The organism is Halostagnicola larsenii XH-48 (assembly GCF_000517625.1).
GTDB lineage: Archaea > Halobacteriota > Halobacteria > Halobacteriales > Natrialbaceae > Halostagnicola > Halostagnicola larsenii.
In genome coordinates this window covers 232,415-258,036 of sequence record NZ_CP007057.1, presented here as the reverse complement: position 1 = coordinate 258,036, position 25,622 = coordinate 232,415, and the positions used below count along the sequence as shown (strand labels likewise).

At 56.0% G+C, this 25,622-nt stretch carries 19 protein-coding genes and 1 pseudogene; 7 read left to right on the top strand and 13 right to left on the bottom strand.

All coding sequences use genetic code 11. The annotated features are described in order from the left end of the window. Positions 1-161: 161 nt before the first annotated feature. The 5 genes and pseudogenes from HALLA_RS21500 to HALLA_RS17505 form a co-directional block, all read right to left on the bottom strand. A pseudogene (locus HALLA_RS21500) lies at positions 162-288 on the bottom strand (IS6 family transposase); the annotation flags it as partial. 153 nt (positions 289-441) lie between these two features. Next, a complete protein-coding gene (locus HALLA_RS17520) occupies positions 442-1,248 on the bottom strand; it encodes an SDR family NAD(P)-dependent oxidoreductase (protein WP_049954784.1) in 807 nt (268 codons plus the stop codon). Between the two features lie 152 nt (positions 1,249-1,400). Beyond that, the gene (locus tag HALLA_RS17515; RefSeq protein ID WP_049954783.1) at positions 1,401-2,195 is read right to left on the bottom strand and encodes an ATP-binding cassette domain-containing protein; all 795 of its coding nucleotides are present in this window, start codon (positions 2,193-2,195) and stop codon (positions 1,401-1,403) included. After that, a complete protein-coding gene (locus HALLA_RS17510) occupies positions 2,192-3,196 on the bottom strand; it encodes an ABC transporter permease (protein WP_049954782.1) in 1,005 nt (334 codons plus the stop codon). The genes HALLA_RS17515 and HALLA_RS17510 overlap by 4 nt, the downstream gene beginning before the upstream one ends. A gap of 19 nt (positions 3,197-3,215) precedes the next feature. Then, positions 3,216-4,325: a sugar ABC transporter substrate-binding protein gene (locus HALLA_RS17505; protein ID WP_049954781.1), complete on the bottom strand. Its 1,110-nt coding sequence runs from the start codon at positions 4,323-4,325 to the stop codon at positions 3,216-3,218. Positions 4,326-4,620: 295 nt separating this feature from the next. On the opposite strand from HALLA_RS17505, the gene HALLA_RS17500 reads away from it, so the two are divergent. Both HALLA_RS17500 and HALLA_RS17495 read left to right on the top strand, forming a co-directional pair. After that, entirely contained in the window at positions 4,621-6,480 is a 1,860-nt protein-coding gene (locus HALLA_RS17500) for an alpha-L-fucosidase (RefSeq protein ID WP_242406231.1), read from the top strand. Between the two features lie 79 nt (positions 6,481-6,559). Next, positions 6,560-7,429 carry an amidohydrolase family protein gene (locus HALLA_RS17495; protein WP_049954780.1) on the top strand — a complete coding sequence of 290 codons (870 nt, stop codon included), beginning with the start codon at positions 6,560-6,562 and terminating at the stop codon, positions 7,427-7,429. A gap of 50 nt (positions 7,430-7,479) precedes the next feature. On the opposite strand, the gene HALLA_RS17490 is transcribed toward HALLA_RS17495, so the two are convergent. Both HALLA_RS17490 and HALLA_RS17485 read right to left on the bottom strand, forming a co-directional pair. Then, positions 7,480-7,824 (bottom strand): L-rhamnose mutarotase, encoded by a 345-nt coding sequence (locus tag HALLA_RS17490; protein ID WP_049954779.1) that lies wholly within the window; start codon positions 7,822-7,824, stop codon positions 7,480-7,482. Between the two features lie 104 nt (positions 7,825-7,928). Further along, positions 7,929-9,008, bottom strand: coding sequence for a Gfo/Idh/MocA family protein (locus HALLA_RS17485; protein WP_049954778.1), 1,080 nt, complete (start codon positions 9,006-9,008; stop codon positions 7,929-7,931). A 102-nt stretch (positions 9,009-9,110) separates the two neighbouring features. Here HALLA_RS17485 and HALLA_RS17480 point away from each other — a divergent pair, with 102 nt between their 5' ends. Beyond that, the gene (locus HALLA_RS17480) at positions 9,111-9,563 is read left to right on the top strand and encodes a MaoC family dehydratase (RefSeq protein ID WP_049954777.1); all 453 of its coding nucleotides are present in this window, start codon (positions 9,111-9,113) and stop codon (positions 9,561-9,563) included. Here HALLA_RS17480 and HALLA_RS17475 read toward each other — a convergent pair whose 3' ends face one another. The 3 genes from HALLA_RS17475 to HALLA_RS17465 are packed head-to-tail and all read right to left on the bottom strand — an operon-like array spanning position 9,564 to position 13,619. Continuing rightward, positions 9,564-10,799 carry an ABC transporter substrate-binding protein gene (locus HALLA_RS17475; RefSeq protein WP_049954776.1) on the bottom strand — a complete coding sequence of 412 codons (1,236 nt, stop codon included), beginning with the start codon at positions 10,797-10,799 and terminating at the stop codon, positions 9,564-9,566. A gap of 40 nt (positions 10,800-10,839) precedes the next feature. Then, entirely contained in the window at positions 10,840-12,468 is a 1,629-nt protein-coding gene (locus HALLA_RS17470) for an acyl-CoA synthetase (protein ID WP_049954775.1), read from the bottom strand. Continuing rightward, complete coding sequence (locus HALLA_RS17465) at positions 12,465-13,619, bottom strand: glycoside hydrolase family 88 protein (RefSeq protein ID WP_157231432.1); 1,155 nt, start codon at positions 13,617-13,619, stop codon at positions 12,465-12,467. Before HALLA_RS17465 ends, HALLA_RS17470 begins: the two co-directional genes overlap by 4 nt. A 60-nt stretch (positions 13,620-13,679) precedes the next feature. On the opposite strand from HALLA_RS17465, the gene HALLA_RS17460 reads away from it, so the two are divergent. Next, complete coding sequence (locus tag HALLA_RS17460; protein ID WP_049954773.1) at positions 13,680-14,870, top strand: CaiB/BaiF CoA transferase family protein; 1,191 nt, start codon at positions 13,680-13,682, stop codon at positions 14,868-14,870. 211 nt (positions 14,871-15,081) lie between these two features. Here HALLA_RS17460 and HALLA_RS17455 read toward each other — a convergent pair whose 3' ends face one another. After that, a complete protein-coding gene (locus tag HALLA_RS17455) occupies positions 15,082-16,179 on the bottom strand; it encodes a Gfo/Idh/MocA family protein (protein ID WP_049954772.1) in 1,098 nt (365 codons plus the stop codon). A gap of 6 nt (positions 16,180-16,185) precedes the next feature. Continuing rightward, positions 16,186-17,361, bottom strand: coding sequence for a mandelate racemase family protein (locus tag HALLA_RS17450; RefSeq protein WP_049954771.1), 1,176 nt, complete (start codon positions 17,359-17,361; stop codon positions 16,186-16,188). A gap of 612 nt (positions 17,362-17,973) precedes the next feature. Here HALLA_RS17450 and HALLA_RS17445 point away from each other — a divergent pair. Continuing rightward, entirely contained in the window at positions 17,974-18,741 is a 768-nt protein-coding gene (locus tag HALLA_RS17445; protein ID WP_394298877.1) for an IclR family transcriptional regulator, read from the top strand. 1,907 nt (positions 18,742-20,648) lie between these two features. Here HALLA_RS17445 and HALLA_RS17430 read toward each other — a convergent pair. Further along, a complete protein-coding gene (locus HALLA_RS17430) occupies positions 20,649-21,953 on the bottom strand; it encodes a dicarboxylate/amino acid:cation symporter (protein WP_049954767.1) in 1,305 nt (434 codons plus the stop codon). Between the two features lie 1,236 nt (positions 21,954-23,189). On the opposite strand from HALLA_RS17430, the gene HALLA_RS17425 reads away from it, so the two are divergent. After that, positions 23,190-24,428, top strand: coding sequence for a cation:proton antiporter (locus HALLA_RS17425; protein ID WP_049954766.1), 1,239 nt, complete (start codon positions 23,190-23,192; stop codon positions 24,426-24,428). Between the two features lie 456 nt (positions 24,429-24,884). Then, positions 24,885-25,469 (top strand): YdeI/OmpD-associated family protein, encoded by a 585-nt coding sequence (locus HALLA_RS17420; protein ID WP_174887915.1) that lies wholly within the window; start codon positions 24,885-24,887, stop codon positions 25,467-25,469. The last annotated feature ends 153 nt before the right edge of the window (positions 25,470-25,622 follow it).

Genomic DNA, 25,622 nt, shown 5'->3' with positions numbered 1-25,622 from the left:
TCATTCACTGATAATTAGACATATATTATTATATGCATTTTTATTATCAGATTATTTAACTGCCACATGATATAATATTGCCATCTATATCAAGTTCTATTCAGACCAATTCACTATAACCTTCTAATATTCTACATCGTATTTTTATTATCTGTTTGCATCTCCACGCCGAATAGTCGAAGAATTTCTTTGTCTTCCAAAGTGAAAGCCGGTCACATGGAGGTGAACGGCCCAATGAGCGTTCACCGTCCGTTCACGCTCCCAACATTCAAGATTTGTCGTGCCCACGTCTCTCTGAGAAGGTTTTGATTGATCATAAAAATCTAAGCCATCGAACTGTTCGCTTCTCAAACTACTAACTAGACAGAATATATACATGAATAATACCAGATATTCTATAGTATAATGTAACAAGGATGGGTCGAAGAAGAGGGAGAGCAATTATTGAAGATTGCCACCACCGCTAACTCGGACGATCGTTCCGACGACGTAGGAGGCAGCGTCACTACAGAGATACAACACGGCATTAGCGAGGTCTTCAGCATCACCAAGCCGACCAAGCGGTCGCTCGTTTCCCCATTCCTCGAGCACGTCGTCAGTACTCCGGTTCGGATCTTCGTTTGAGATTTGGTTTGCTTCGTATCGAAGCTGTCTCGACATAGTAACATCAGTAGAAACCGCGTTCATTCGAATCCCTTCTTCGGCTAATTCGTGGGCCATTCGCCATGTGAGCCCGTTAACGGCCGTTTTTGATGTCCCGTATAGCCCCCGTCTTCCTGCTCGGCGATCGCCGGTCTGACTCCCGATATTGACAATCGATCCATCAGTATCGTTGTCGATCATGTGTTGTGCAACGAGTTTCGATGCGTAGTACTGCGATCGAACATTAACGTCCATGGTTAGCTCCCAGTCCTCGAGTGACGCGTCGATCATCGACCTTTCATCCGGCCAAATAGCAGCGTTGTTGACGAGAATGGAGACGTCTCCGACCGACGAAATTGCTTGTTCGACCAGTGTCTCTATTTCTGTAGGTTCGGAGAGATCGGCTGCCACGCCGACTACTGTTCCGTCACCATACGTTTCGAGGTCCGAGACCGTCGAGTCGACATCGGATTCAGTTCGCGAGTTGATAACGACGTCTGCATCAGCTCGTGCAAGTGCCTCGGCGATTCCACGACCGATACCACTGGTCGATCCGGTAACGATAGCGGACTCACCGCTATAGTCGAATGTCGTCTGTCCAGCCATTTCGTTCGAAAGTACGAACAGCGAGCCTAAATAATTATGTCTCGGTCCGCCGTAAAGGACTGGCTCGAGTAAGGGGGAGGTGCATCGAAGCAGAATTCTACAAATAAACAAGGCGAGTGCCTCGAGGCAGTTCAGTACGAACAGTGCTTCGGTTACGATCGCTGACCGGTCACCATCAACGAGCTGAGTTCGTCTTTCGTCACCGAGTCAGTATCTGCAACCTCTGCTATTCGTCCCTGATAGAGGACACCGACCCGGTCTGCAAGTTCGAAGATTTCATCGAGACTGTGGCTGACGATAATAATCGTCTTCCCGTTCTCCTGGAGATTCCGAACTGTATCCTGAACCAGCTCGGTTGCGTCAACCGAGAGGGCGCTCGTCGGTTCGTCCAGAATGACAATATCCGGATCGAACGCGAGCGCTCGAGCGATTGCGACGAGTTGTCGTTCCCCGCCCGAGTGGAACTCGACCTCGGCACGGGGGTTAATATCGCGTTTGAGGTGAGTCTCGATGATGTTTTTGGCTCGACTGTACGTTTTGTCCCAGTTGATAGAGTTAACAGGCCCAAACTTTCTGGACGGGAAGTTTCCCATGAAGATATTCGTCGCCACATCGAGATCGTCCATCAGTGCTAGATCCTGATACACCGTTTCGATTCCACGGTTACGAGCCTCTTCTGGGCTTTCAAATTCGACTGATTCGCCGCGGAGATTGATCGTCCCCGCCGTCGGTTTGTGAACACCACAGAGGATATTCATCAGGGTAGATTTCCCTGCACCGTTATCTCCAATGAGCGCGAGAATTTCGTTCTCACGGACCGTCAAATTGACATCCTCGAGTGCAACGATGCGGCCGAAGAGCTTCTCGACGTGTTCGATAGAGATTATGCTGTTCGTTTCGGGCAACTGGTCGTTAGTGTCAGTGATATTCGTTCGTTCGCTACTCATGTGTTTGCCCCCGCTGACAGAACCTGTCCACGGATGTTCTCTTTCATGTTGTATAGCAGGATCGCGATCATGAGGACGATACCGTTCATTACTTCGATGAGCGTTGGATCGAATCCACTAACAGTCAGTGCCGTTTCGATGATGCTAAGCAGCAATACACCACCGAGGGCCCCGAGTAGTTTTCCGCGGCCTCCAAAGAGACTGATTCCACCGATTATCGCGGCCGCAAAGGCTGAGAACACCATATCGTCGGCAACGTTTGGTGAGACGAGTCCAGTGTACCCGGACAGCATCAGTCCAGCGATTGCACAAAAGAATCCACTTAGTGTGTAGACCAAGATAATTGTTCGTTCAGTGTTAATTCCAACAGCGCGTGCCGCTTCTTTGTCACTACCAACAGCATATACGGCCTGCCCAAACTCCGTATATTTGAATATTCCTGCCATGACTGCAAAGGATGCGAGCAGGATACCAATTGCGACAGGAGCGCTGTTTCCTGCCGCAGTGTATCCCTCTGGAAGCCCTGAAATGGGCTGTGTCGTCAACGCGAGTTTGCCACCACCGAAAATGATGAAGAACGCTAACGTCTGTAGAAATGGGTTCATGCCGAATTTGGCGATCATAATACCGTTCATCGCGCCAATTGCACATCCGACAGCGATGATAAGCAAGATCCCGAGAAACGGGTTAGCGATGAGGTTCCACTCAGCAAGTGCCATTGCGGTGAATACAGCTGAGAACCCGGCAATTGCACCGACTGAGAGATCAAAGTGCCCCGATAGTAGGCAGATACTCTCCGCTAAGACAATGAGACCGAGTGGTACCGCTGCGAACAACATCAACTCGAGCGTGGCTGTATTCGTAAAGACTCGTGGAACGAAAAGTAGAATAAAAAAGGAGATAATGGCCAATATCGGCCAAATCATGTTCTCGATCAGAATCAATACCGATTGCTCGGGAAGCCGATCAAACTGACGCGTTACGATATTTGATGAACTCATTGGTGCAGGGAAGATACTATTAGCCCCAAATATTCCCCCAAAGACCTGGGTTATCAACGTTTTCGTCAGTAACGGTAATCCCAGCGGTCAAGACATGCGTGTGGCCGTCTTGCTCCTCGACTTCGGCGGGAGCCCAGATCGGATCTTCCCAGAGCTGTGATCCTTCGTATTCGATCGGATCAAACGAGTAATCCTCCTCGTCAACAGTGTCCCCGGGTTGCGGCAACGCATCGTCACCGTCTTCAAAGTAATCAAGCATTTGTTTGATCGCTAACGGAATGTAGAAATGTGCGGGCTGGTCGACAGCAGCATCGATGTATCCATCTTTGATAAGTGGGTTAACGTCTGGTCCAGCGTCCGGTTGCGTGTGAACGATGTGGTCGTCTTCCCCCGCTGGAGAATCGAGATCTAACTGCTCGAGTGCGTTCTGGACCCCGATACCGCACGTCATGTTCGTTGCGTAGATTCCGTCTGGCGCATCGTTCGCGCTCAGATATTCCTCGGTTGTCGACTGTGAGTCTTCTATACTCCAGTCTGTCTGTATCGTATCGATGACTTCGATCTGATCCTGTTCTTCGATATACTCATCAAAGCCGTCCGTCCGGGCGTTCGAAGCCTGATTGAAATCGCCACGAACATGGAGAACGCTATACTCGTCCTGGCTCGAGTACTGATCCTCCAGGTTTTCGATCATCAGTTCTGCACAAGTTTGTCCTGCCTCGGCGTTTCCGAAGGCGGTGAACGTTTTGATGGAATCGGTTGACCCGGGATCGTTAACAGTGAAGACAGGAATGTCCGAATTCGCAGCTTCATCGATCGCCTGGTCGACCGATTCATCGAACGGTGCAACGATAATCCCATCGTATCCCTCCGCCACGAACTGTTTTATATCGGTCACCTGTTCGGCGGAATCTTCGTCGTGGCTGACGACATTGTAGCTGATTCCTTCTTCTTCAGCGTACAGTTCCCCCGCCTCGTAAAATGCGGTAACCCAGTCCCCGCCGACGAGATGTTGTGAGACACCGACCCGAAGTGAATCACCGTTATCGTCTCCCATACAACCAGCTACCCCTATCGCACTTGCGGTACCTATGGCTGCTAGGTAGCCGCGTCTGCTAGTCATGTGCATACGAGTGGAACAACGGCCAGCTACCGTAATAAATATTGTGGAGGGTACCATACAATTCGTTCCGACTGGCTCCGTAGAAGTGGCGTTCAGACCGTGTCACTCAGATACTGCTCAGCCAATCGTTGGAACGAATAACTGTTCAACAGCCGTCTACATGAGCCGAATCACCATGCAAAAGGCTCGAGGAAGGTATGCTAACACATCGATGGCTATCGGCCACTAACGAGACCATGAGTTTCAATTGGTGAGAAGATTTATAAATCCAAACAGTGTGTGAGTTCATGAATCGATGAGAATGACTGACAAAGACTCGTCCACAGATCGAAGCATCGACACGGAGATAGATAGGCGGTCGACGGAGCGCAAAGCACCGAGGCGACGATTTCTCGCGGCCAGCGCAGCGATGGTGGCGGGATCGACAGTTGGGGTGATGCCGGCGACAGCCGGACCGCCACGGTCTGCTCCCGACGATTTCGAGGCGTTCGAAAAGCGAGTCGACGAAACGGTTTCGAACGTCCGATCGGTCGTCGACGATGGCCCATTCGAACCGGACTGGGACTCCCTCGCCAACGTAACTCACGTCCCGGAGTGGTTCCGAGACGGGAAATTCGGCATCTTCTGTCACTGGGGGCCGTACTCGGCCCCGGCGTACGCGCACGAGTGGTATCCACGCCAGATGTACAATCTCGACAACAGCATCAACGACTACCACATCGAAACGTACGGTGAACCCGATTCACACCCATACCAGGAGTTCATTCCAGAGTTTACCGCGGAGGCGTTCGACGCCGCAGAGTGGGCCGATCTCTTCGATCGAGCGGGAGCGAAATACGCAGGCCCGGTCGTCGAACACCACGACGGCTGGTCGCTGTGGGACTCAGACGTTTCCCCCTGGAACGCCGTCGACACTGGACCGGAACGAAATCTCACGGGCGAACTCGAGTCCGCGATCCGAGACCGGGGCATGCGGTTCGTCACGACGTTCCATCACTCGTACAATCTGATCGGCGAGGACGGCTACTTCTCGTTCGCGTACGAGAACTACGAATCGGTTACGGAGGGTTACCCGGATCGAGTGATGTACGGGAACCTCCCCGAGGCATTGCAGTACGATACGTGGCTCGCCAAACTCGCAGAAGTGATTTCGGGATACCAGCCCGATTTCGTCTGGTTCGATTGGGGACTCCCTGATATCCCCGAGGAGTACCAGCAGCGCTTTCTCGCGTATTACCACAACCAAGCGACAGAGTGGGATCGGGACGTCGTCACTACGAACAAGCACGATGTACTGCCGATGGACGTCAGCGTGGCTGACTTCGAACTCGGGCGGCCTCGAGAGATGCAAGAGCAGGCGTGGAACGCGGAGTTCAAAGTCGCGGACGAAGGCGGTTGGGGATACGTCGAAGACCGCACCTTCCACTCCGCGACGCACCTCGTCCACGTGTTGATCGATATCGTCAGCAAAAACGGACAGTTGTTGTTGAGTATTGGCCCCAGAGTCGACGGAACGATCGAACAGACAGAACGTGACCGGCTGATAGCGATCGGCGAGTGGCTCGAGACGAACGGTGACGCGATCTACGAAACGCGCCCGTGGGATGCGTTCGGTGAGGGGCCGACCAGAGTTGAAGCCGGTGGGGAATTCATCGGCGATGTCGAGTACGGACCCGAAGACGTCCGATATACGCGTTCGAAAGACGGTGACACCGTGTACGCTATCGTGATGGGGTGGCCAGGCCCCGGTGAGTTCGCGTTCGAGGGGATGGAGGTCTGTAACCCCACAAACGCACCTTTCACCCCTCCCGGACACGGTGGAACGCCACCCGGACACGGAGTACCGTCACCTGAACACTGCGCCGGACCATCCGAACAGAGCCGAAAGCCGACTGAACACGGTGATGCGTTCCGCACCGATGCTGAAACGGCAGATACACCCGACGATATCCCGCCGAAGCGCGGCGCGACGCCCCCCAGTAACTCCCCCTACGCTGTTCGATTGCTCGGCCACGGACCGGTTCCGTACTACGTTTCCGACGACAACCATCCCACAGTCGTCGTTCCCGACGTGCCCGAGTCAGACCGACCGAGTGATATCGCGATAGTGGTCGCGCTCGAGGATATCGATCTACAGCCAACCGAAGCGGCTCACGAGTGATCCGACGCTGGCGTCGAGACGTTTTTTCGAGATCCGAGTGGGAACCTACCTTTATGTGGGATTCGTGCGACCGAATCATATGGACGTAATCGATACGCACACCCATGCGTGGGGCGTCTCCACAGACGAACTTCCTTGGCAAGCACCGGTCCTCCCACCCGAGTGGTCGGACCCGTATACGCATCAAGACCTCGTGGCGGACATGGACGCAGCGGGCGTCTCCGAATCGGTCATCGTCACCACGCCGTTGTACGGCCGCGGCGTCCGAGCGAACGAATACACCATGCGAAGCATCGAGGCGCACCCGGATCGGCTCTACGGCGTCGGACTGCTGGATTTTTTCCAGCAGGATACTGAGGACGTTCTTGCAGCGCTCAAACGCGTCACGGGCCATCCGCGAATGCTCGGCGTCCGCATGCACGCGGCACTCGAGTACGAGCGGATCCCGACGACTATGGATCGCCACGGTAACTGGATACTCGACGAGCGCCTCGATCCGGTGTGGCGAACAGCGGCTGACCTCGAGACGTGTATTTTCGTGTTTCCGAAGGCACAACAACTCGAGCACCTGATCGAACTTGCCGGTCGCTATCCCGAGACGACCGTCGTCGTAGATCACATGGCCTGGCCGGACGAGACAACCGCACCCAACGACGAGCCGTGGACCGATTTTTCCGCGCTCGCACGCCACGAGAACGCCTACGTCAAGGTGAGTTCCGTTCCGCGCTCGTCGACTGAATCGTGGCCGTACGAGGATATGCACGGCTACGTCGAGAACCTCCTCGAGTGGTTCGGTCCCGAACGGCTGTTGCTCGGCTCGGATTACCCGTGGATGGACAAATGGGCAAGCTACGGCGACTGCCTCTCGTGGCTCGAAACCGTCGACTCGCTCTCTCGACGCGACAGAGCATACCTCTCCCATCGGACGTTTCGCAGCCTCCACGGTTGAGTTTTACCGACGATAGCTGATTGTACGGTCGATTCGCCCGTGTTCGAAAGTTAGGACGCTGGTTCGAACGACCAGACTTCCTCCATGTACGGCACCTGTTCACCGGCATCAGCATCGATGTCGACGCCCTCGCGTTTGAACTGCGCCACGCGGCGTTCCCACGCTTGGACGTCGGAATCTTCTGCCATCACTTCGTCATAGGCCTCGAGGTCCGCAGCCTCGAGGATGCAGACCGCGATATCATCGCGGACAAATAGCTGAAATGTCTCGACGCCAGCCCGTTCCATCGCGTCCGTAACCTCCGCCGGAACGTCGTCGTGGGCTCGGAGATATTCCTCCGAGTAGTCGGGGTCGATTCGCTGGAGATAGACCGTTCGCTCGAGTTCATCGGACATACGTACCGAACGAACGGCTATCGACAAGAGTTTTTCTCCGCATGGCAGCGTGCTTCTCTCCGACGAATCCGTAATCATCGCGACGGCTCGAGTTAGGAGTTCGGTTACAGGTTTGGAACGTGATCGTTCTCGACGGTCGCCGGATCGACCACTCGCTCCTCGTTCCACGACAGATACGTCGCGTTCGCGAGTTGAAGCGTTCGGATATTGTCGTCGGGGTTGGTCGGCGGCGTTGTTCCCTCGTCGATCGCGCGTAGCAACGATCCCATCGTCCCGATGAACGCATCCGGGAACCATGCGTCGGGGACCTCGTGGGTTTCCCATGCTTCGGCCGATCGGGACCGGAACTCGAACGTGTCCGGGCCACTGTCCGGATAGTAATCGAAGAGTCCGATCGTTCCACGAGCGACCCCCTTGGTCCCCTCGAAGCGGAAGCGAGCGTATGGATCGGCCCAATTGTTGTGATTGACGTCGACGACCGCGCGGAGCTGGTCGGGATAGGTCAACGTGTGTGTCGTCCGCGTCTCGCCGTTTGCCTCCTGTGCCGGATCCCGTGCCATCAGCGAGTAGACGCCGTCTGGATCGCCGAAAAGGTATCGCAAGGCGTCCAGATAGTGGACACTGTGGAACAACACTTCGAGTCGCGGTGCGGCAAGCATCCATCCCCAGTTCGCCCAGTCGGTTTCGATGTTGACATCGATTGTCCCCCGGAGCGGCGTTCCGAGCGCGCCCTTCTCGAGGAGTTCCGATACCGCTCGGATGGACTTCTCCCAGCGCATTTGCTGGTTGACAGCCGCAATCACGTCCGCCTCGGCGATGGTGTCACGGATCGCGTTCGCGTCGTCGAACGCCATCGCGAGCGGCTTCTGACACAGGACGTGACAACCGGCGCCAATGACCGTCTCGACGATTTCACGTTGGTACTGGGGAGGAATCGCGATATCGACGACATCCACCTGCTCGGCCATCACCTCGACGCTTGGATAGGCTTCGAGATCGAACGTTTCCGCGACTTCGAGTGCTCGTTGTTCGTCTACATCCGTGACCCCGACGACAGAAAACCCGGCGTCGTCGTACGCCGGGAGATGGGCGCTCTGGACGATCTCACCGCAGCCGACGATACCGATGTCGTAGTGATCGTACCTGCCGTACTCCTCGACGTAATCGTAATTCGGATCGACCATACCGACCGATTGCTACCGGCCCCCATATATGTTTGTGCACTTCCTGTGTGTGCACCCAACCGTACTATTAAGGTCTCTTCCAGTAGAGTGTCTACCACTCGCATGGACGCACCAGCCAAAGACACCGAACGGTACTTCGAAGCAATCGAGGAAGGAGAGCGATACAGCGTGGACCACCAACGGACGATAACGGAAGCCGATATCGTGAACTTCGCAGGGATCTCCTCGGACTTCCACCCGCTTCACATGAGCAAGACGGCAGCTACCGAATCCGACTTCGATGGGCGAATCGCCCACGGAAACCTCGTCTTCTCGATTGCCGAGGCGATGGTCGCGGACATGAATCCACGATCGTTTTCGTATGGGTACGATGACCTCCGATTTGTCGATCCCGTTCTCGTCGATACGACGATTTCTGCCTCCCGGAAAGTCATCGAGACAGAACCGTACAACGACGACCTCGGTCGAGTCGTCTACGAGTACGAGGTCCAAGACGAAGCCGGCGAGACGCTACTGGTCTGTAAACACATCACGCTCGTCGAGCGCGAGTCGTAGCTACTCGAGCAACGCTTCGGCGCGACGGTTCGCATCCGAGAGTGCTTCCGACGGGGACTGTTGCTGGTCGACGACGACTGACTCAACCATCTCGTTCAGGATCTCGTTTAGCTCGACGTACTCGGGAATCTGTGGTAACGTGTTGACGGCGTTCGTGTTCATCTCCTCCGTGACGGAGTAAAACGAGTTCGTCCGCAGAATTTCGGGGTCGCGCCAGGTCGAGAATCGAGTTCCGGACGCGCCCTCGAGCGTGGTGATCTTGTCGCTTTCGGGCGTCGTCGCGTGTCTGATGAAGTCGTAGGCGAGTTCGGGGTGATCGCTTCCAGCGGGTACCGTCAACCCATAGAGAACAGTCAGCGACGTATGTTCTCCGTTCTCCGTCTTCGCTCGCGGAATCAGTCCGTAGTTCGTGTGACCGAACACGTCGGAATCCGCGGCTTCGGCCATGGCGCCGAATCCCGCCCAGTTCCACATCATCGCCGCCTTCCCGTCGGCGTAGAATTGTCCGACCTCGACGCTTTCGAGGTCGACGGACTCCGGTGGCGCGACCTCGTGTTCGTGAATCAGGTCATGGTAGTACGTCAGCGCATCCCGGGCCGCGTCGCTATCGAACGCTGGTTGTCCCGTGTCATCGAGAACTTCTCCGCCGCGACTCCAGAGGTGGATCAGGAAATCGTAGACGTTGTTGTGCCCATCCGGCAACGCGGCGACGACGGTCCCCCAGAGGTCTTCCTCCGGGCGCGTGAAGAACTCGGCGACCTCGAGAAACTCGGCCCACGTTCGAGGCACTGACAGCGGCCTGCCGTACTCCCCGCGAAACGCACGCTGTTCTGCCACGTTTTCGAAGAGATCCTCCCGGTAGTGGAACAGCTCGGGGCCGTCGTGGTAGGGAACACCGTACGTAGCTCCGTCGTAGGTAACGAGCGTTCGCATGCTATCGGCCCACCCGTCGGGCCAGCCCGAGGGCGGATTGGACCGGATCAAATCGTCGAGCGGATGGAGGTCGCCGGCGTCGGCCGACGCGGGCAACCAGTCGCTAAGACAGAGAAACAGATCGTACGTGCCGTCTGCGATATCGCCTGTCTCGATGAGTTCCTCGTGAATCTCCGGAAGCGGCCGGTGATCGCGAACGAACTCGACGTCCTCGTCGCACTGGTTCACGAACGAATCCATCTGTCGCTCAAGCGCTCGCTCGAATCCCTCGAAGGGACGTCCGACGAATCGAAGCGTTGGCATACCACATTTGTTGGGAGAGTCGATAATAATCGTTGCGGAGCTACCGGTCGAAAATCGCGTCACGATCGGCTTTGCCCGTTCTTGTCTCCGGAATCGACGACACGAACTGAATTTCCCGCGGCGCTTTGTGCGGTCCGACCCGTTCCCGAACGGAGCGCTCAAGTTCTTCGCGAAACGTCTTGTCTGCCTCCCGATCGGCCGGTACGACCGCTCCAGCCACTCGTTCACCGCGAGTCTCGTCCGGAACGCCAGCGACGACCGCTTCCGCGACGTTCGGATGCTCCGCTAAGGCGTTCTCGATCTCGAGCGGACTCACGCGGTAGCCGGAGGTGATGATCAGGTCATCCGCTCGGCCGCGGTGTGTGAGATAGCCCTCGTCGTCCCGAACCGCCAGATCGCCGGTATCAAACAGGCCGTTCTCGAAGTACGCCTCCGCCGTCGCGTCGGAATCTCCGAGATAGTCGAGGAAGAGCGCCGGGTCGGACGGGTCGAGGGCGATCCGACCGATCTCGCCGTCGGCGACCGACTCACTGTCTTCGTCGACGAGGCGGACGTCGTGGCCGGGATAGGGTTTTCCCATGGCCTCCTCGCGGGCAGGATATGCTTTCCGACAGTCGCCGACGAGCGCGTTCGCCTCGGTCTGTCCGTACGCCTCGTTGACGGTCACCTCGAGCGTCTGAGTGGCCCAGCGTCGCAGATCTGCCGACAGTGATTCGCCGCCACAGTTGACGACCTCGAGCGACTCGAGGGCATCGTCGACGCCCTCGGTTCGAAGTTTGCCGAGCGCCGTCGGCGGCATAAAGGTGTGTGTGACGCCAGTCCGATCCACGAGCCGCGTCGCCCGTTCGGGATCGAACCCGCTCCGGCGCTCCTGTGCCACGACGGTTCCGCCCAGCGCGAGCGTCGGATAGACGACATCGAAGAGGGCGCCCGCCCAGGCCCACTCGGCCGGGGTCCACACGCGGCTCTCCTGTGCGGTCTCCCGGCCGAATAACTCGAACCAACACTGGTAGCCCGGCAACGACCCGATGAGGTACCGGTGACCCTGCACGACTCCCTTCGGCGTCCCGGTCGTTCCGGAGGTGTAGAGCACGAACGCCGGGTCGTCCGGCGTCGTTTCGGCTACGCGGAGCGCCTCATCTGGCCCGTTAGCCGGGTCGGTTACGAGAGAGTCGGCGAGTCCGCCCAGCGCGTCGCGACGTCGCGCCGATGCCGGTTCGACGACGAACGTTTTCGACGGCGTTCGGACCGAGAGGTGTTTTGCCTTCCTATGGTCGACGACCAGCGCAGACACGTCGCTGTGCTCGAGTGCGTGCTCGAGGTGACTGTCGCCAAGGAGCATCGAGAGTGGAACGACGACTCCGCCGCGCGCCAGTGTCGCCAAGTGGACGACGAGCAATTCCGGACATTGCGGGAGACAGACGCCTACGCGGTCGCCCTCGCCGATATCGTGGTTCGAAAGCGCCGCGACCGTCGCCGAGACCGCTCGCTCGAGGTCGCCGTAGGTTATCGTCGTACCGGCTCCATCGGCGTCGACGTATCGGAGCGCTGTCCGTGTTGCCGGCGAGTCGAGACAGGCGCTCGCGATGTTGAACGTCGCCGGGATGTCCCACTGGAACGTCGGCCACTCGTCGTCAGTCGCCGGGTTCGAGAGATCGTAGCCAATCATGTTCGCTGGTCGAGTTCGCGTTCGACGGCTCGAGCGACGTAATAGTCGGTCCAGACGTGCTCCGTGTCGGTCGCGTACTCGCCGGGCTTGTTGAAGCAACTGTGTTCGATCGCGCCGTAATTCGGCGCGTCCCGATCCGTTACCAGGTACGTTTCGAGGAGCGTCTCGAGGACATCGCCGCCGTCGGAACGGAGCTCATAAGTCTCGTCGACATCGGGGAGCTGACCCAATCCGTACGCGACGAGGGCCGCCGCGCTCGTGTCTCGCGGCGACTCGTCGTCGATCGGCGCTTCGAAGTCCCAGTAGGGGACCTTGTCGTTGGGGGAGTTTGCTCGATAGTACGCCACCGTCCGCTCGAGCGCGTCGAGATACCGGTCGGCGCGGGTTTCGTCATATGCTCGGGCCAATCCGGCGACGTTCCACCCTTGACCCCGTGCCCAGCACGTCTCGTCGCTGTGGGCGAGTTCGTTGTACTGACGCTCGAGCGCCCCCGTCTCGCGGTCGAAGACGACGTGGTGCCACGTGCGGCCGTCCTCGCGGACGTACCAGTCGAGGTGTCGGTCGGCGTGTGAAACGGCGACATCGCGAAAGGTGGGGTCGTCGGTTTCCTCGTACACCCGCCAGAGAACCGGAAGCGCGGTGTAGACGTTGTCCACGGCACCGATTCGATGACCGGAGGGGCCGTGGTCGCTCTCGGGACCGCGAAACTGTTCCGGTCCGGCGATGTCGAGCCCGCCGAGCGCGACCTGTCGAGCCCGCTCGTGGTAGAGCTCGATCATGGCGTCGGCACCCATCAGGCCGAGCGCGAACAGGTCGCGGTCACCTGTTCGATCGTACCCACCAAATCCCGCGTAACAGAAGTTCATCCCGCAAAACATCGATTCGCGGGGCATATACGAACGCATCGTTTCCGTGTGTTCACGCGCGGCGCGCTCGAACCGCTCGGATCGGTCGTCCGCGACGTGATCACGGGCAAACCACAACAATCCGATCCAGTGGCCGCCACACCAGTTCCCGTTCGGCGTCGTTACCCACGAACCGTCGTCGTCCACGAAGTACGGAAACGCCGTCCCCGTTTCGTCGAGGGTTCGGTCGACTCGAGCGACGAGCGCGTCCGCCGCATCCCGCAATGTCTTCGTTGAAACGCTCATACCCTCTTCGAGTATCGCAACCACGATAATGTTTATCACCCGCCTCGACGAGAACGAGCTATGGAGCGCGCACTCGAAGACGTTCGAATCGCCGATTTCACACAAATGATGCAAGGGCCGTGGGCGACGCAGAAACTCGCCGATATGGGTGCCGACGTGATTAAAATCGAGCGTCTCGGAGGTGAGTGGGAACGGTCGCTCGAGGCAGGTGGTGAACTTTACGACGGGATCAGCCCATTCTTCCTCGCGATGAATCGCAACAAGCGAAGCGTCGCACTCGATCTCAAATCCGACCGCGGCCGAGAGATCGCCCTCGAGATCGCCGCTGACGCAGACGTAGTCGTCGAAAACTTCCGTCCCAGCGTCATGGATCGGTTCGGACTCGGGTACGACGACGTCCGCGAGGTTAATTCCGAGGTCGTCTACGTCTCGGGCTACGGGTTCGGACGCGACGGCCCATATGCCGATCGGCCCGGTCAAGATCTACTCTTACAGTCGATGACCGGTCTCGCCCGTTACACCGGCCGCCGCGACGATCCGCCGACGCCGGTCGGCACCGCGGTCGTCGACGAACACTCCGCAACGCTAATCGCGCTTCACACCATGATCGCGCTCTTTCACCGAGAACGGACGGGAGAGGGACAACGCGTCGAAGCCAACCTCCTCAACGCCGCGCTCGATCTGCAGTGTCAGGAGATCACCGCCTCGCTCAATATGAACGAATCGTTCGAACGCAGTGAAGAGGGAATCGGCCAGGCGTGGCTCGGCGGCCCTTACGGCATCTACGAAACCATCGACGGCTTTCTGGCGATCGCGATGGCCCCGATGGAGACCCTGGCCGACACGATCGGACTCGAGGAACTCAGCGAGTACACCTCACCGGAAGCGGTATACGAACACCGCGACGAGATCAAGCGGACGCTCGAGGCCTACACGCGAGAGCAGCCAACAGACGGACTCCTCGAGACGTTGCTCGAGGCCGATATCTGGGCCGCCCCGGTCAACGATTTCCAGGATGTCGCAAAAGACCCGCAAGTCGAGCACAATGACATGCTCATCGAGCTCGAACACCCCGAGGGCGGCACGTTCACCACGACCGGGTTTCCCGTCGAACACTCGAAGACGCCGGCGACCGTCCGGTACGATCCGCCGACTGCCGGTGAGAACACGGACGAGGTTCTCGCGGAACTCGGTTACGACGAATCAGAACGCCGATCGCTCGAGGAAGACGACGTGATTGATCGACGGTAAGGCGATCCCCCCCCGGCCATCACATTTGCTCACTCGTCCAGATTGTTTCCTCTACCCAGCTCCGCCCTGTCTACTCACTTGTGAACGGAGCGATTCCTGACGACGCAGAAATGGTGTACTGAGTGATAGAAAGCACTGGCAAGCCAATCAGTCCGTCGTTCGCACGAAGGTATTTCGATTAGTCGTGGTGTTTACCCGCTTCTGAGCAGCATCACCACGAGGTTACACACACGTCCTGGAGCGGTCTCGCCACCGGGAGATCGATCTGTGCACCAGTGTGATGAGAGAGATAGAACCCGATGATGATCTCGATAGACCGCATCGCTTCTTCACCGGGCGACCCGTTCTCGGCGTGGCCATCGAGGATGTCGACGATGTGCGATGCCGCATTTTCGAACGAACGCTGATAATCGTCTTCCCACGTCCACGCGCCGTCGATCCCCGGGAGCGGTTCTTCGACGTGTTCGCCGTCCTCTAACCGCCAGTATCGCCATTCACCGTCGTCGTTGTTCATGTACAACTTGCCCTCGCTCCCGATGAACTGCAACGTCATCGAGGAACTCTCTCGAGGGATCGTACAGTCGATAGTCACGAACGTGCCGTCGTCCATCACGACGAACCCGCCGCCCCCAGAATCATCGACTTGCTGATCCGCCCCGAGGCTATCAACGGCCTCGTTTTCGCCCGTAATGTATCCAGAGACGGTCTCCGGGCGGGCGTCAAGCAGATAGACGAGCGTATCGAGCAAGTGCGTCGAGTTGCGAAGGAGTTCCATCCGGAACTGACTCGTCACTGAATGGATCTCCCCCAGTATCTCCTCGTCGTGAATGAGGATTCGTAACTGCCGGAGTTTGTCGGTAAACCGGAACGAGTGATTGACAAGCAGTTCGGTATCGGACTCTGCACAAACGTCGATCATCTCGCGAGCGGCAGTGACTTCCGATGCGATCGGTTTCTCACACCAGATCAGATCGGGATCTGCTGTGGATCGAGCCGCGTCGAGGACGTGCCGGTCGTGCAAGTACGACGGCGTACAGATCGAAACGATGTCAAGTGATTCGTTCTCAAGCATTAACTCGTGTCCAACGTACCGACGATCAGCGTCGATGTCCCACGCCTCGCCGAAACGCTCGAGTTTATCTTCGTCGATATCCGCAACTGCGACGAGTTCGATTGCTTCCTGGGCATCGAAGCCGCCGGCGTGACTGGCCCTAATTTTCTCGTGGCCGATCTTCGATTCGTCGTGCATCCCGAGAATGCCCATCCCAGCGATACCACCGGTTCCGATAATGCCAGCGTTGTATGTCATGGCTGATCACTCGTAGATGTGAAGGGAACCGGTCTGGTTTTCTTCGATATACTCCCAGTCGTAGTCGACGCCGAGACCGGGTCCGTCTGGAATACTGATGTAGCCGTTCTCGTCGACCGTTTCAATCATGTCGGAGTATCCCCCCTTGTACACCGGCGGTTGCGTATTCTGGCACTTTGGGTGAACGAGCGCCAGTTCGTAGTAGTTCGTGTTCCGCGTTGCTGCGATACACTGGCGCTGTGCCGGACCCGGTGCGTGGAACTCGACATCGAGACCGAACGATTCTGCCATGTGAACGATCTTCATCGCGCCGGTGATTCCCGCGTCGTACTCTGGATCAGCACGTACGAAATCGGTTCCGTCGCCAACGACGAAATCTGCGTGGGACTCAAGGCCGCGAACGTGCTCGGTCTGGAGGATCGGTGTATCCAATTTTTCGCGGAGCCTTCGGTGTCCCTGCTCTGATATCCCGCCGTCGCGGTAGGGGTCTTCGTACCAGAAGAACCCCTGTTCGTCGAGTGCACGCCCGACTTTCAGTGCATCCCCGAACGTTTCGTATTCGCAGGCCGGATCGAACATGAGGTCCATCTCATCACCGACGCGTTCGCCGACAGCAGCGATCGAATCAATCTCGCGGTCGATATTTCGACTCGCATCGCTGCCACCCCAGCCATGAATTTTGTATCCCGGATACCCCATCTCGAGGCACTCTTCAGCAAAATCCGCAAAAGCTTCCGGCGAATCGAGTCCGCCGTTTTCGTCGCCGTGGTAGGTTGATGCGTAAGCTGGAATCGATTCACGATACGTTCCGAGTAGTTCGTGGATCGGTGCGTCGTAGTACTTACCAGCAAAATCCCAGAGAGCGATATCAATCGGTCCAATACCCATTCGGTCGTACTTCCGAAGGGCTCGCTTGATCTCGCTCCAGTGTTTTTCACGCTTGAGTGGGTTCTTTCCGATGAGAAAGTCCGCAAACATATTAATCTGAGCAGCGGCCGGTGAGTTACCGCCAACGTACTCTCCAGTAATTCCCGTATCAGTATGAATTTTGATTCCGAATAGTTTCCGCCACGTCGTCTCTCCTGGTTCGTAGACGAGATTGAAGCCATTTTGATCCGTTCCGAGGTCCTCAAGCGGATACTGAAACTCTCGACTCTCTATTCGCGTTATCGTCGGTACCATAGGAATGGGTTTACAGACCAGCATTATAAAGGTCCCTAAATACATGTTGAATTGCATTAGTTTCTGGGGCAGAATTGTATCGTCTGAGGCTCTATACGAAAAGCAGACGATGCGTTCTATATATGTGAACAGCCAATGTGACTCGCACACAAACACCCTACCCCAAGACAGGACAATTGTATTACAATATGCAGCCACACGATAAAGATATCGCCTGTTATTGTGTGTAAATTAGAATTCAACCAGTGCAAATATCTATCATCGATACCAATGTATGCGAATACGGAAATGGGGGTCGTAAAATGTACATTCTATATGTCTGAACGTAGAGTTCCATCCTGTCCGTTAATTATCTCCTCAATGGGGGTTGGTAGTGGCTATAATGGTTAGGGCATTTGATTAAACTCCCCACATCAGTTGGTCAGCATCGTTTTAACGAGTCGCCATGTTAGCGCATAGATGGCCGTCTGGAACAAGCGTTCGGTCTGGAAAGGCCAATGACAGGGCTGGACCCAAACACGACGATTACTACTACACCTTTCGTGCAACACGTGGAACGAGTTCTACATGATAGAACAACAGTTTTGTACATTGAGTACATACCCCATGGATATGAAGACAGAACCCAACTATCCGGTGCGGACGACCGCTCGATCGTTCGAAATTCTAGAGTTCCTCCGAGAAAACCATGGGGCAGGGGTGACCGAAGCGGCGACTGCACTCGATATGAGCAAGGGAGTCGTTCACAATCATCTGAACACACTCGAGGCCTCTGAATACATCGTCAAAGAAGACGACGAGTACCGATTGTCGTTGCGTTTTCTCGAACTTGGTGAGTACCAACGGAATCAGAGCCGGCTGTATACGATCGGGAGAGAACACGTCGAAGAACTCGCGGCTGAGACGGGAGAACTAGTTAATCTCGCTACAGAGGAGCACGGACGATGTGTCTACTTGCACCTCTCTAGAGGGGAACAGGCCGTTGAAGTCGACATTCACGCTGGTTGTCGTCCACCGCTTCATACGACTGCGTTAGGAAAGGCGATTCTTGCGCATCTTCCCGAAGAACGAACGAAAGAAATTATCGATGCTCGCGGCATGCGACAATCTACCAAACAATCGATTGGGGATATCGACGAGTTGTTTTCGGAGCTGGGGGAGGTTCGTGACCGAGGAGTCGCATTTGACCGAGAAGAACGACTCCCCGGATTACGGTGCGTAGCCGCGCCGATTAAGAAAAACAACGGCAAAGTCGCTGGGGCGATCAGTGTGTCTGGCCCGATGACCAGACTCCAGGGGGAGACCTTCAAACAAACACTGCCAGATCTCGTCCGCAGCACTGCTAACGTCATCGAACTCAACATCGAATATTCGGATTAACCAGGACACGCCCGGCCCACAGGCACCCACTCGTTCACTACACCCGAGCTGATAATTCAACTTATGAGATCGTCTACAGTTTGATGCAGCTAGCACCCGTGAAAACGCCGTTCGTTGAATACACATTCCTCCTCAAGACGGTTGCGCACCATCTTCAGAAGTGTACACGTTCAATCTGATAAGCCGGCATCAACCGGTGGTTCGGGCGGTACTCGAGGGCGTGCTCGTCTTGACTCATTTGTCACCGGGAATTTTTCATGGGACAGTCAAAATGCTCCGAATGTACCGTTCAAGCCATCTTCGCTCCACCGAAAGCGGCTTTCTCTGGTGATTTCTCAATCTATCATTGATATTTTCGCTCTCTCAATATTCGCTATCTTGCCATCATGTTACGATCATACTGTTGTAAATCCTCCGCAGTTCGTATACGTCCAATCCCCACAAATAAAGTAGATCAATTCGCATCAGAAGTTGAGGAGGCTGTAAGTCTTAGTATCGAGCAGAACGGCATTAAACAGGCGTCTACAAGGCTGAATTCAGCGAGGCCATCCACGATAACACGCCAACAGACCAATTCACCCATATGCACTGGACCGCACTGAGAAAACCACTTCGCGCATATCTACCACTACTACCGACGGCGGTATGTCTCTAATGCGGCCTCAGATGACCGCGGCATCGTCCTCGAGCGTCCCGAGTCCTCGATGTTAATTGACAGTGTAGTTCATTCATCACAATAGAAATCGGGAAATGCCATAGAGTCCGGGTCTCAATTGGAAATCAAGGTTTTTGAATACTGAGAGGGGGAGTCAACTCGAGAAAATTACGTTTGTATGGGCGTAATATATCGCAATTTCGACTGCGTCGAACCCATTACGGTATACAAGTTTGGTTCTGGGAAAATATTATGCGGTAGCAGTTCAACTACATTGATATCAAATCTCATAGAATGAGAGAACGGGGTTACGAACGACGGAACGATCCCTCACGAGAACGGGCCTTTCGTAGGAATTGATTCGAATTTTGGGGATCGAGAGGCAATACCGCGATTGTTGATGAAGTCAGCATTCAGTCCCCGAACCCTCTCTTAAAAATATTGTTTGAGATCTCGATATATCCGGTTTTTATCGGGCGCGATAGATTGTTCACAAAGCCAATCTACAGTCGGAGTCTGGACGCAGTCCGGATTATGTTGAATTGATGAGGACTGTGGTTTATCTGGAGAACGAACAATTATGACTGTACGCGGCCATTAATTTTGAATCGAACTATCTACACTATACAACGCCAAAACTACCATAAACACGATTATAACGAGTTAATTTTTCCAAAGTTCTAAGAGGAATACGGTGTCGACGATGACATATTTTTCGTTGATAAATAACACTTGTTACAATATGTATGTCGTCGGCACGGCCTCGATTCTAGATCTGATTGACACAGAAATCGGAACGCCCCAACATATCTTTTTAGTGGTAAAACAATATATCCCCCAGTTTAGAAACTACTTTAGAACTGCCGACCAAAGGACCACCAAAACTGGGCTGCAAGCTTTCGCCACTTGGTAGAACGTTAATTGACATCCTCCCGCGCCTGAAGACGCGGGAATCCCGACCGCGTTGGGATATTACGGTTCGCGGTTATCAACCCGTTCTCGTGGAGCGAAAACACCTTCATACGGTCGAACCGCTGAATCGCAAGCTGTTCCAACCAGCTGTTATCCCTATCGCCGTCCCCAGAACACAAAGCGTTCTGGGGTGCGGACGAGCTTTGTGTCTCGTCAACGCCATCGCAGGCGAGACCCCGGATATTTTGTCGAATAACGCAATGTTCTCGGAGCCAGCCAGTGGACATCAACGACGAGCATCAATGCTGAGTCATCGCCGCAGTAACGCCTTGTCCCGCATCTAGTCTTCACCAGAGACGAGATTTCCACCGTCGGTCGATGTCTGTGTCCAGACGCCGTTATCAAAGTCGATCGCGTCGTTCCATTTGCCTACGACAGTCGAAACCGCGAGGTCACCGGTCACGTTGTTCATCGTCGCGATACGACCGAGGATCGGGTCGACACCAGCGACGAATCCGACCACCGCAAGCGGAAGACCGACCTGATTGAGTACGACAGTGAGCATGACGATCCCCGCTCCAGGGACGCCGGCGGTGCCAATGCTGATAAGCACGGCGACGACCAACACGAGTACTTGCTCGGAGAGGGCGAGTGGTTGTCCGACCACGTTCGCGGCGAAGACGACGGTAATCGCTTGGCGGATGGCGGCGCCGTCCATATTTGCTGTGGCGCCAATTGGGAGCGCGAACGAGTAGATACGCTCCTTGATGCGGAGGTCTTCTTCGGCGTTGTTCATCGTCACCGGAAGTGTGCCACTCGAGGAGCGGGTGGCGAAGGCGGTCACCATCGCGTCCTTCGAGCCAATGAGGAAAGCGAGCGGCGAGACGTCAGCGACCACGCCCATGAGAAGCAGTAGGTACGTGAACGCGATGTGGATGACAACTGCGATTGCGACAGCGAGCACGAGTTCACCGAGCGACGAGAACACGCCGATTCCCTCGGTGCCGATCCCAGCAGCCATGAGGGCGAATACGCCGATCACGCCGTACTCGAGGACGCCGCGAACAACGACAAACATCGCTTCGGCTCCGATTTCGAATGCCTCGAACACTGAGTCGACACGATCCGCGAGTTCGTCTTGTTGGGCACGCACGTAGGTGAGCGCGATACCGAAAACGATCACGAAGAAAACGGTCGCGAGCAGGTTCCCCTCTGCCATTGCAGCGACAGGATTGCTCGGGACGATGCCAAGCACGACCTCGGTGAGCGAGGGGGGTGCTTGGGACTCAGCTTCACCACCGGTAAACTCGACGCCACGGCCGGGTTGAAGGACGTTCGCGACGGCGAGTCCGATGATACCTGCGATGGTGGTCGTTACTGCGTAGAGGCCGACAGTTGCCCCTCCAATCTTGCCGAGTCGAGCTGGCGATAGCTGGCGGATTCCAGTCAGCAGCGTGAAGACGATGATCGGGATCACCAGCATATTGAGCAGTCGCAAGAATAGATCTCCGAGTGGTTCGACGACCGTCATCTGCTCGCCGAATGCGATCCCCGCTGCGGATCCGAGAAGAAACGCGAGTGAGATGCGATAGATCAATGGCACCGACCGATACCGCTGCCACACTGGACCGACCGTTGAGTTCATATCCGATATCTGGCCCTCTCTATTTAAACAGCTATCCTTGTCGCTCGTATTTGAAGCAGTCTATGACATCTGTTTGTCCGTAGAAATGGGGACGAGCTGCCTCACAACGAATGGATTCGGTCGCCTGTATATTCCCTGTCGCTGGAGGGGTAAAGTCGTGATCTCGCAGGAAACGGTTACATTCGCCGATAGACACGCTGCGGTAGCACTGTCTATCCGACTATCAGTACGGATTTCCACCAGCCCTGGGGGAAGAGAATTTCGGGTGGGATCAGTCGCGTTTCGCCCTTAGAGAACAGATCGTGGACTGCAGAACGTAATATCGCAACGGCGGTCGGGATTCCACGTCGGTTACTTATGGCATATAGACTCATTGATGCGCTGAATAAGGGCCGAACAGTTGATCAAAACGTATATGATGCAGTCCATTGGTGCGCGATTCGGCCGTTATCACGCATCTCTATCAATCACGGAAGTCGGCCCGTTGAATTTCCTGATTTTACTCGTGGGGAGTGGAAGAAAGAGAAAATTGCCAATCAATAAATATACTGAATAGGAAGGCTGTCAGAGAGTAGGCCTCATGGGTCTGAATTGAGATCATCCGGTTCCTGATATCTGACGTTTTAGATTGGTGAACCGCTCAGGGTCAAGTGGTTCGAGAGAACTTTGCTCTCTCGTCATCACGGAAGATCGAAGATCTTCCGAACGACCCCGAGCCACTCGCCTTGCTCATCTGTAGAAGTACTGGACCAGTGAAAAGCCGTCGAGCAGCACCAGCGTGAACACCGGTCCACCGCCCAGAACGTCACGATAACGACGGCGAACAGCAATGGATGACGAAGAGAAGTCCACCCGTCAGGGCCATCCGACCGAGAAGCCCCGGCTGCGCGTCTGGTTAACGAGTATCGTCCTCCGGCAGTCGTCCGTTTCCGCGGTTTTGAGGGCGAGACACCAAGCGGTAATTAAGTAGTTAGCCCTGTCCATTTCCGGGAGGATAGTGGCCGAAATTTCATTCCGCATCATCGCAGTATGAACTATATCGGTGCCGTACCAATCTACTTATGGACGCTGACTGGACGATTAGTAAGTGATGAATACACTGCCACAGCGCTGCAGTTATCTCGGGGCAGCCATGCGCGGAACGAGAAAATTCGACGGAGAGACGTATTCTACGAGTCGAAGAGTTGTGCAGCGAAAAATCGCGTTTGAGACGGAACGTGAGAGGGGTGGACGATAGTGGTCGAAGCCGTCAGTATCGATATCCTCAGTCTGTTACTCGTTCTGACAGTCGCCTGGGTCTTCGGCGGAATCGCCGAACGGTTCGGCTATCCGACGATGATGGGAGAACTGTTCGCCGGCATCGCGTTCGGCCCGCCACTACTCGGGCTCTTACAACCGTCGAATCTCCTGTCCGTCCTGGCAGAACTCGGCGTGTTTCTGCTGATGGTCTACGTCGGAATGGAGGTCGATCTCAGAGAGCTGTTCAGACTCGGTCCACAGTCGCTGTTGATCGCGTTCGGGGCGTTCGTCATTCCGTTCGGTCTCGGATACGTTGCAGGCGTCTGGCTCGGCGTGTCGACCGGCGCAGCGCTCTTCCTCGGGTTAGCGATGGCTGCGACGTCGTTAGCCACGAAATCTCGCATCCTCGCCGATCTCGAACTGCTCGATACGCGTATCGCGAACGTGTTACTCGGGGGCGCACTCGCCTCCGACGTCGGCGTCCTCGTGGTATTCGCCGGCGTGGATAGCTACGTCTCGTCTGGTGCGCTAGATCCACTGGAGATTGGCGTAATCGTCGGGAAGGCTCTGGGATTCTTTGCGATCACGATCTTCCTCGGGTATCGATTCCTCCCGATGGCCTGGAGACACATCGAACGTCTCCGCCAGCAGTACGGATTCGTCGACAAGACGACCGCGTTCATGTTCGCCCTGCTGGTCTCGCTCCTGTTCGCGCAACTCGCGACGCTCGCCGATCTGCACATGATCATCGGCGGATTCGTCGCCGGGATGTTCCTCCGTCAAGCAGACGTCGAGCCGTCTCTGTACGAACACATGCACACGGTCATCTACGATCTCGCGATGGGCTTTTTCGCCCCGGTGTTTTTCGTGACGGTCGGGTTCGACATCACCTTCGACGTCTTCTTCGAATCGTTCCTGATCCTCGTCGTCCTCGTCGCCGTCGCGTTCCTCGGGAAGATCATCGGTTCGTGGCTGTTTTCCCTTCCGACGTCGTTGACCTCACGGGAAGGACTCGTCGTCGGGTTCGGGATGAACGGCCGGGGTACCGTCGAGATTATCATCGCGTCAGTCGCACTCTCGGCCGGCGTCATCGATACACAGCTGTTCTCGATCCTGGTCTTCATCGCAATATTCACGACCGCGCTGGTTCCGATTACCGTCACCTGGGGAGTGGATCTGCTCGAGCGCGCAGACGAACTCGTCTATATCGACGGCCGGGAGTCAGAAAGCGGCTGACCTATCACTTCCTATCGCCTTCGGCGGCTTATCGATGAAGGGGCGCTGCAGATACTCTCGGGCGTCACTGAGCGGATCCACACACAGACTCAGACTTATGTGGAGGAGATCGTACTCCACGTCGGCAGTATCCTACCCGTTTGAAGTTGTCTCGAGATGATTCGTGGGACAGAACCGACACTTCGACTGGTCGATGCGCCACAGGAGTTACACTCGGCTACAGTCGCTGCTGTGGTAGCAGAATACCCACCTGCATTGACGCTGTCTGTGCGTTGACAGCGTGACCTTTCATCGCGACGACTGGAGAGCATCTCATCTGGGACGTGTGTTGCCTCGCCGAGCGGCCGGAGCGGAGCATAATCCCCGTCGTGGTCAGTCATAGAGACGTAGGGGAGACTCATGCTTCGTCTTCGAATTTAAACTACAATTATAGACATGCAATGTCTTTCTTGAACCATGACCCCAATATTCTTCGAATCTCGCAACGATTTCCGCACCTGGCTGGAAGAGAACCACGACACGGCCGAGGAGCTGTGGGTCGGCTACTACAAGGCCGACGCCGAGCGATCCGGTATCGGCTACGGCGAGTCGGTCGAGGAAGCGCTCTGCTTCGGGTGGATCGACGGCCTGATCAAGGGCATCGACGACGAGACGTACACCCGTCGGTTCACGCCCAGGAGCCCCGACAGCAAGTGGTCGAAGGCGAACAAGGAGCGGGTCGAAGCGATGATCGAGGCGGGGAAGATGACCCCGGCCGGAATGGAACTCGTTGAAGCGGCGAAGGAGTCGGGCGAGTGGGCGGATGCCTATCGGCTCGCCGACGACCACGAAATCCCGGCCGAACTTGAGGCGGCGCTGCGTGAGAACGAGACCGCTTGGGAGAACTTCCAGAACTTCTCGAACACTGACCAGCACGCTTTCATCGCGGCCGTCGAGGAGGCTAAGACGGACGAGACCAAGCAAAAACGCATCGAACGAACGGTCGAACTCGCGGCGCAGAACCTCCGAGCATACGACGAGAACAACAAGCGGCGGCTGTGATGAGGCCTTTTCAGAGGCAACCGTCTCTCAAGAAATCTCTTTTCTCGTATTCCATCTCGTCACCATTACGGAGAGTAAAGGAGAAAGCCCCGTGCTTTAGCGCGGGGATGAATCCGACACTCCCCCTTCACAGTCCCCCGTTCGATGGCACGG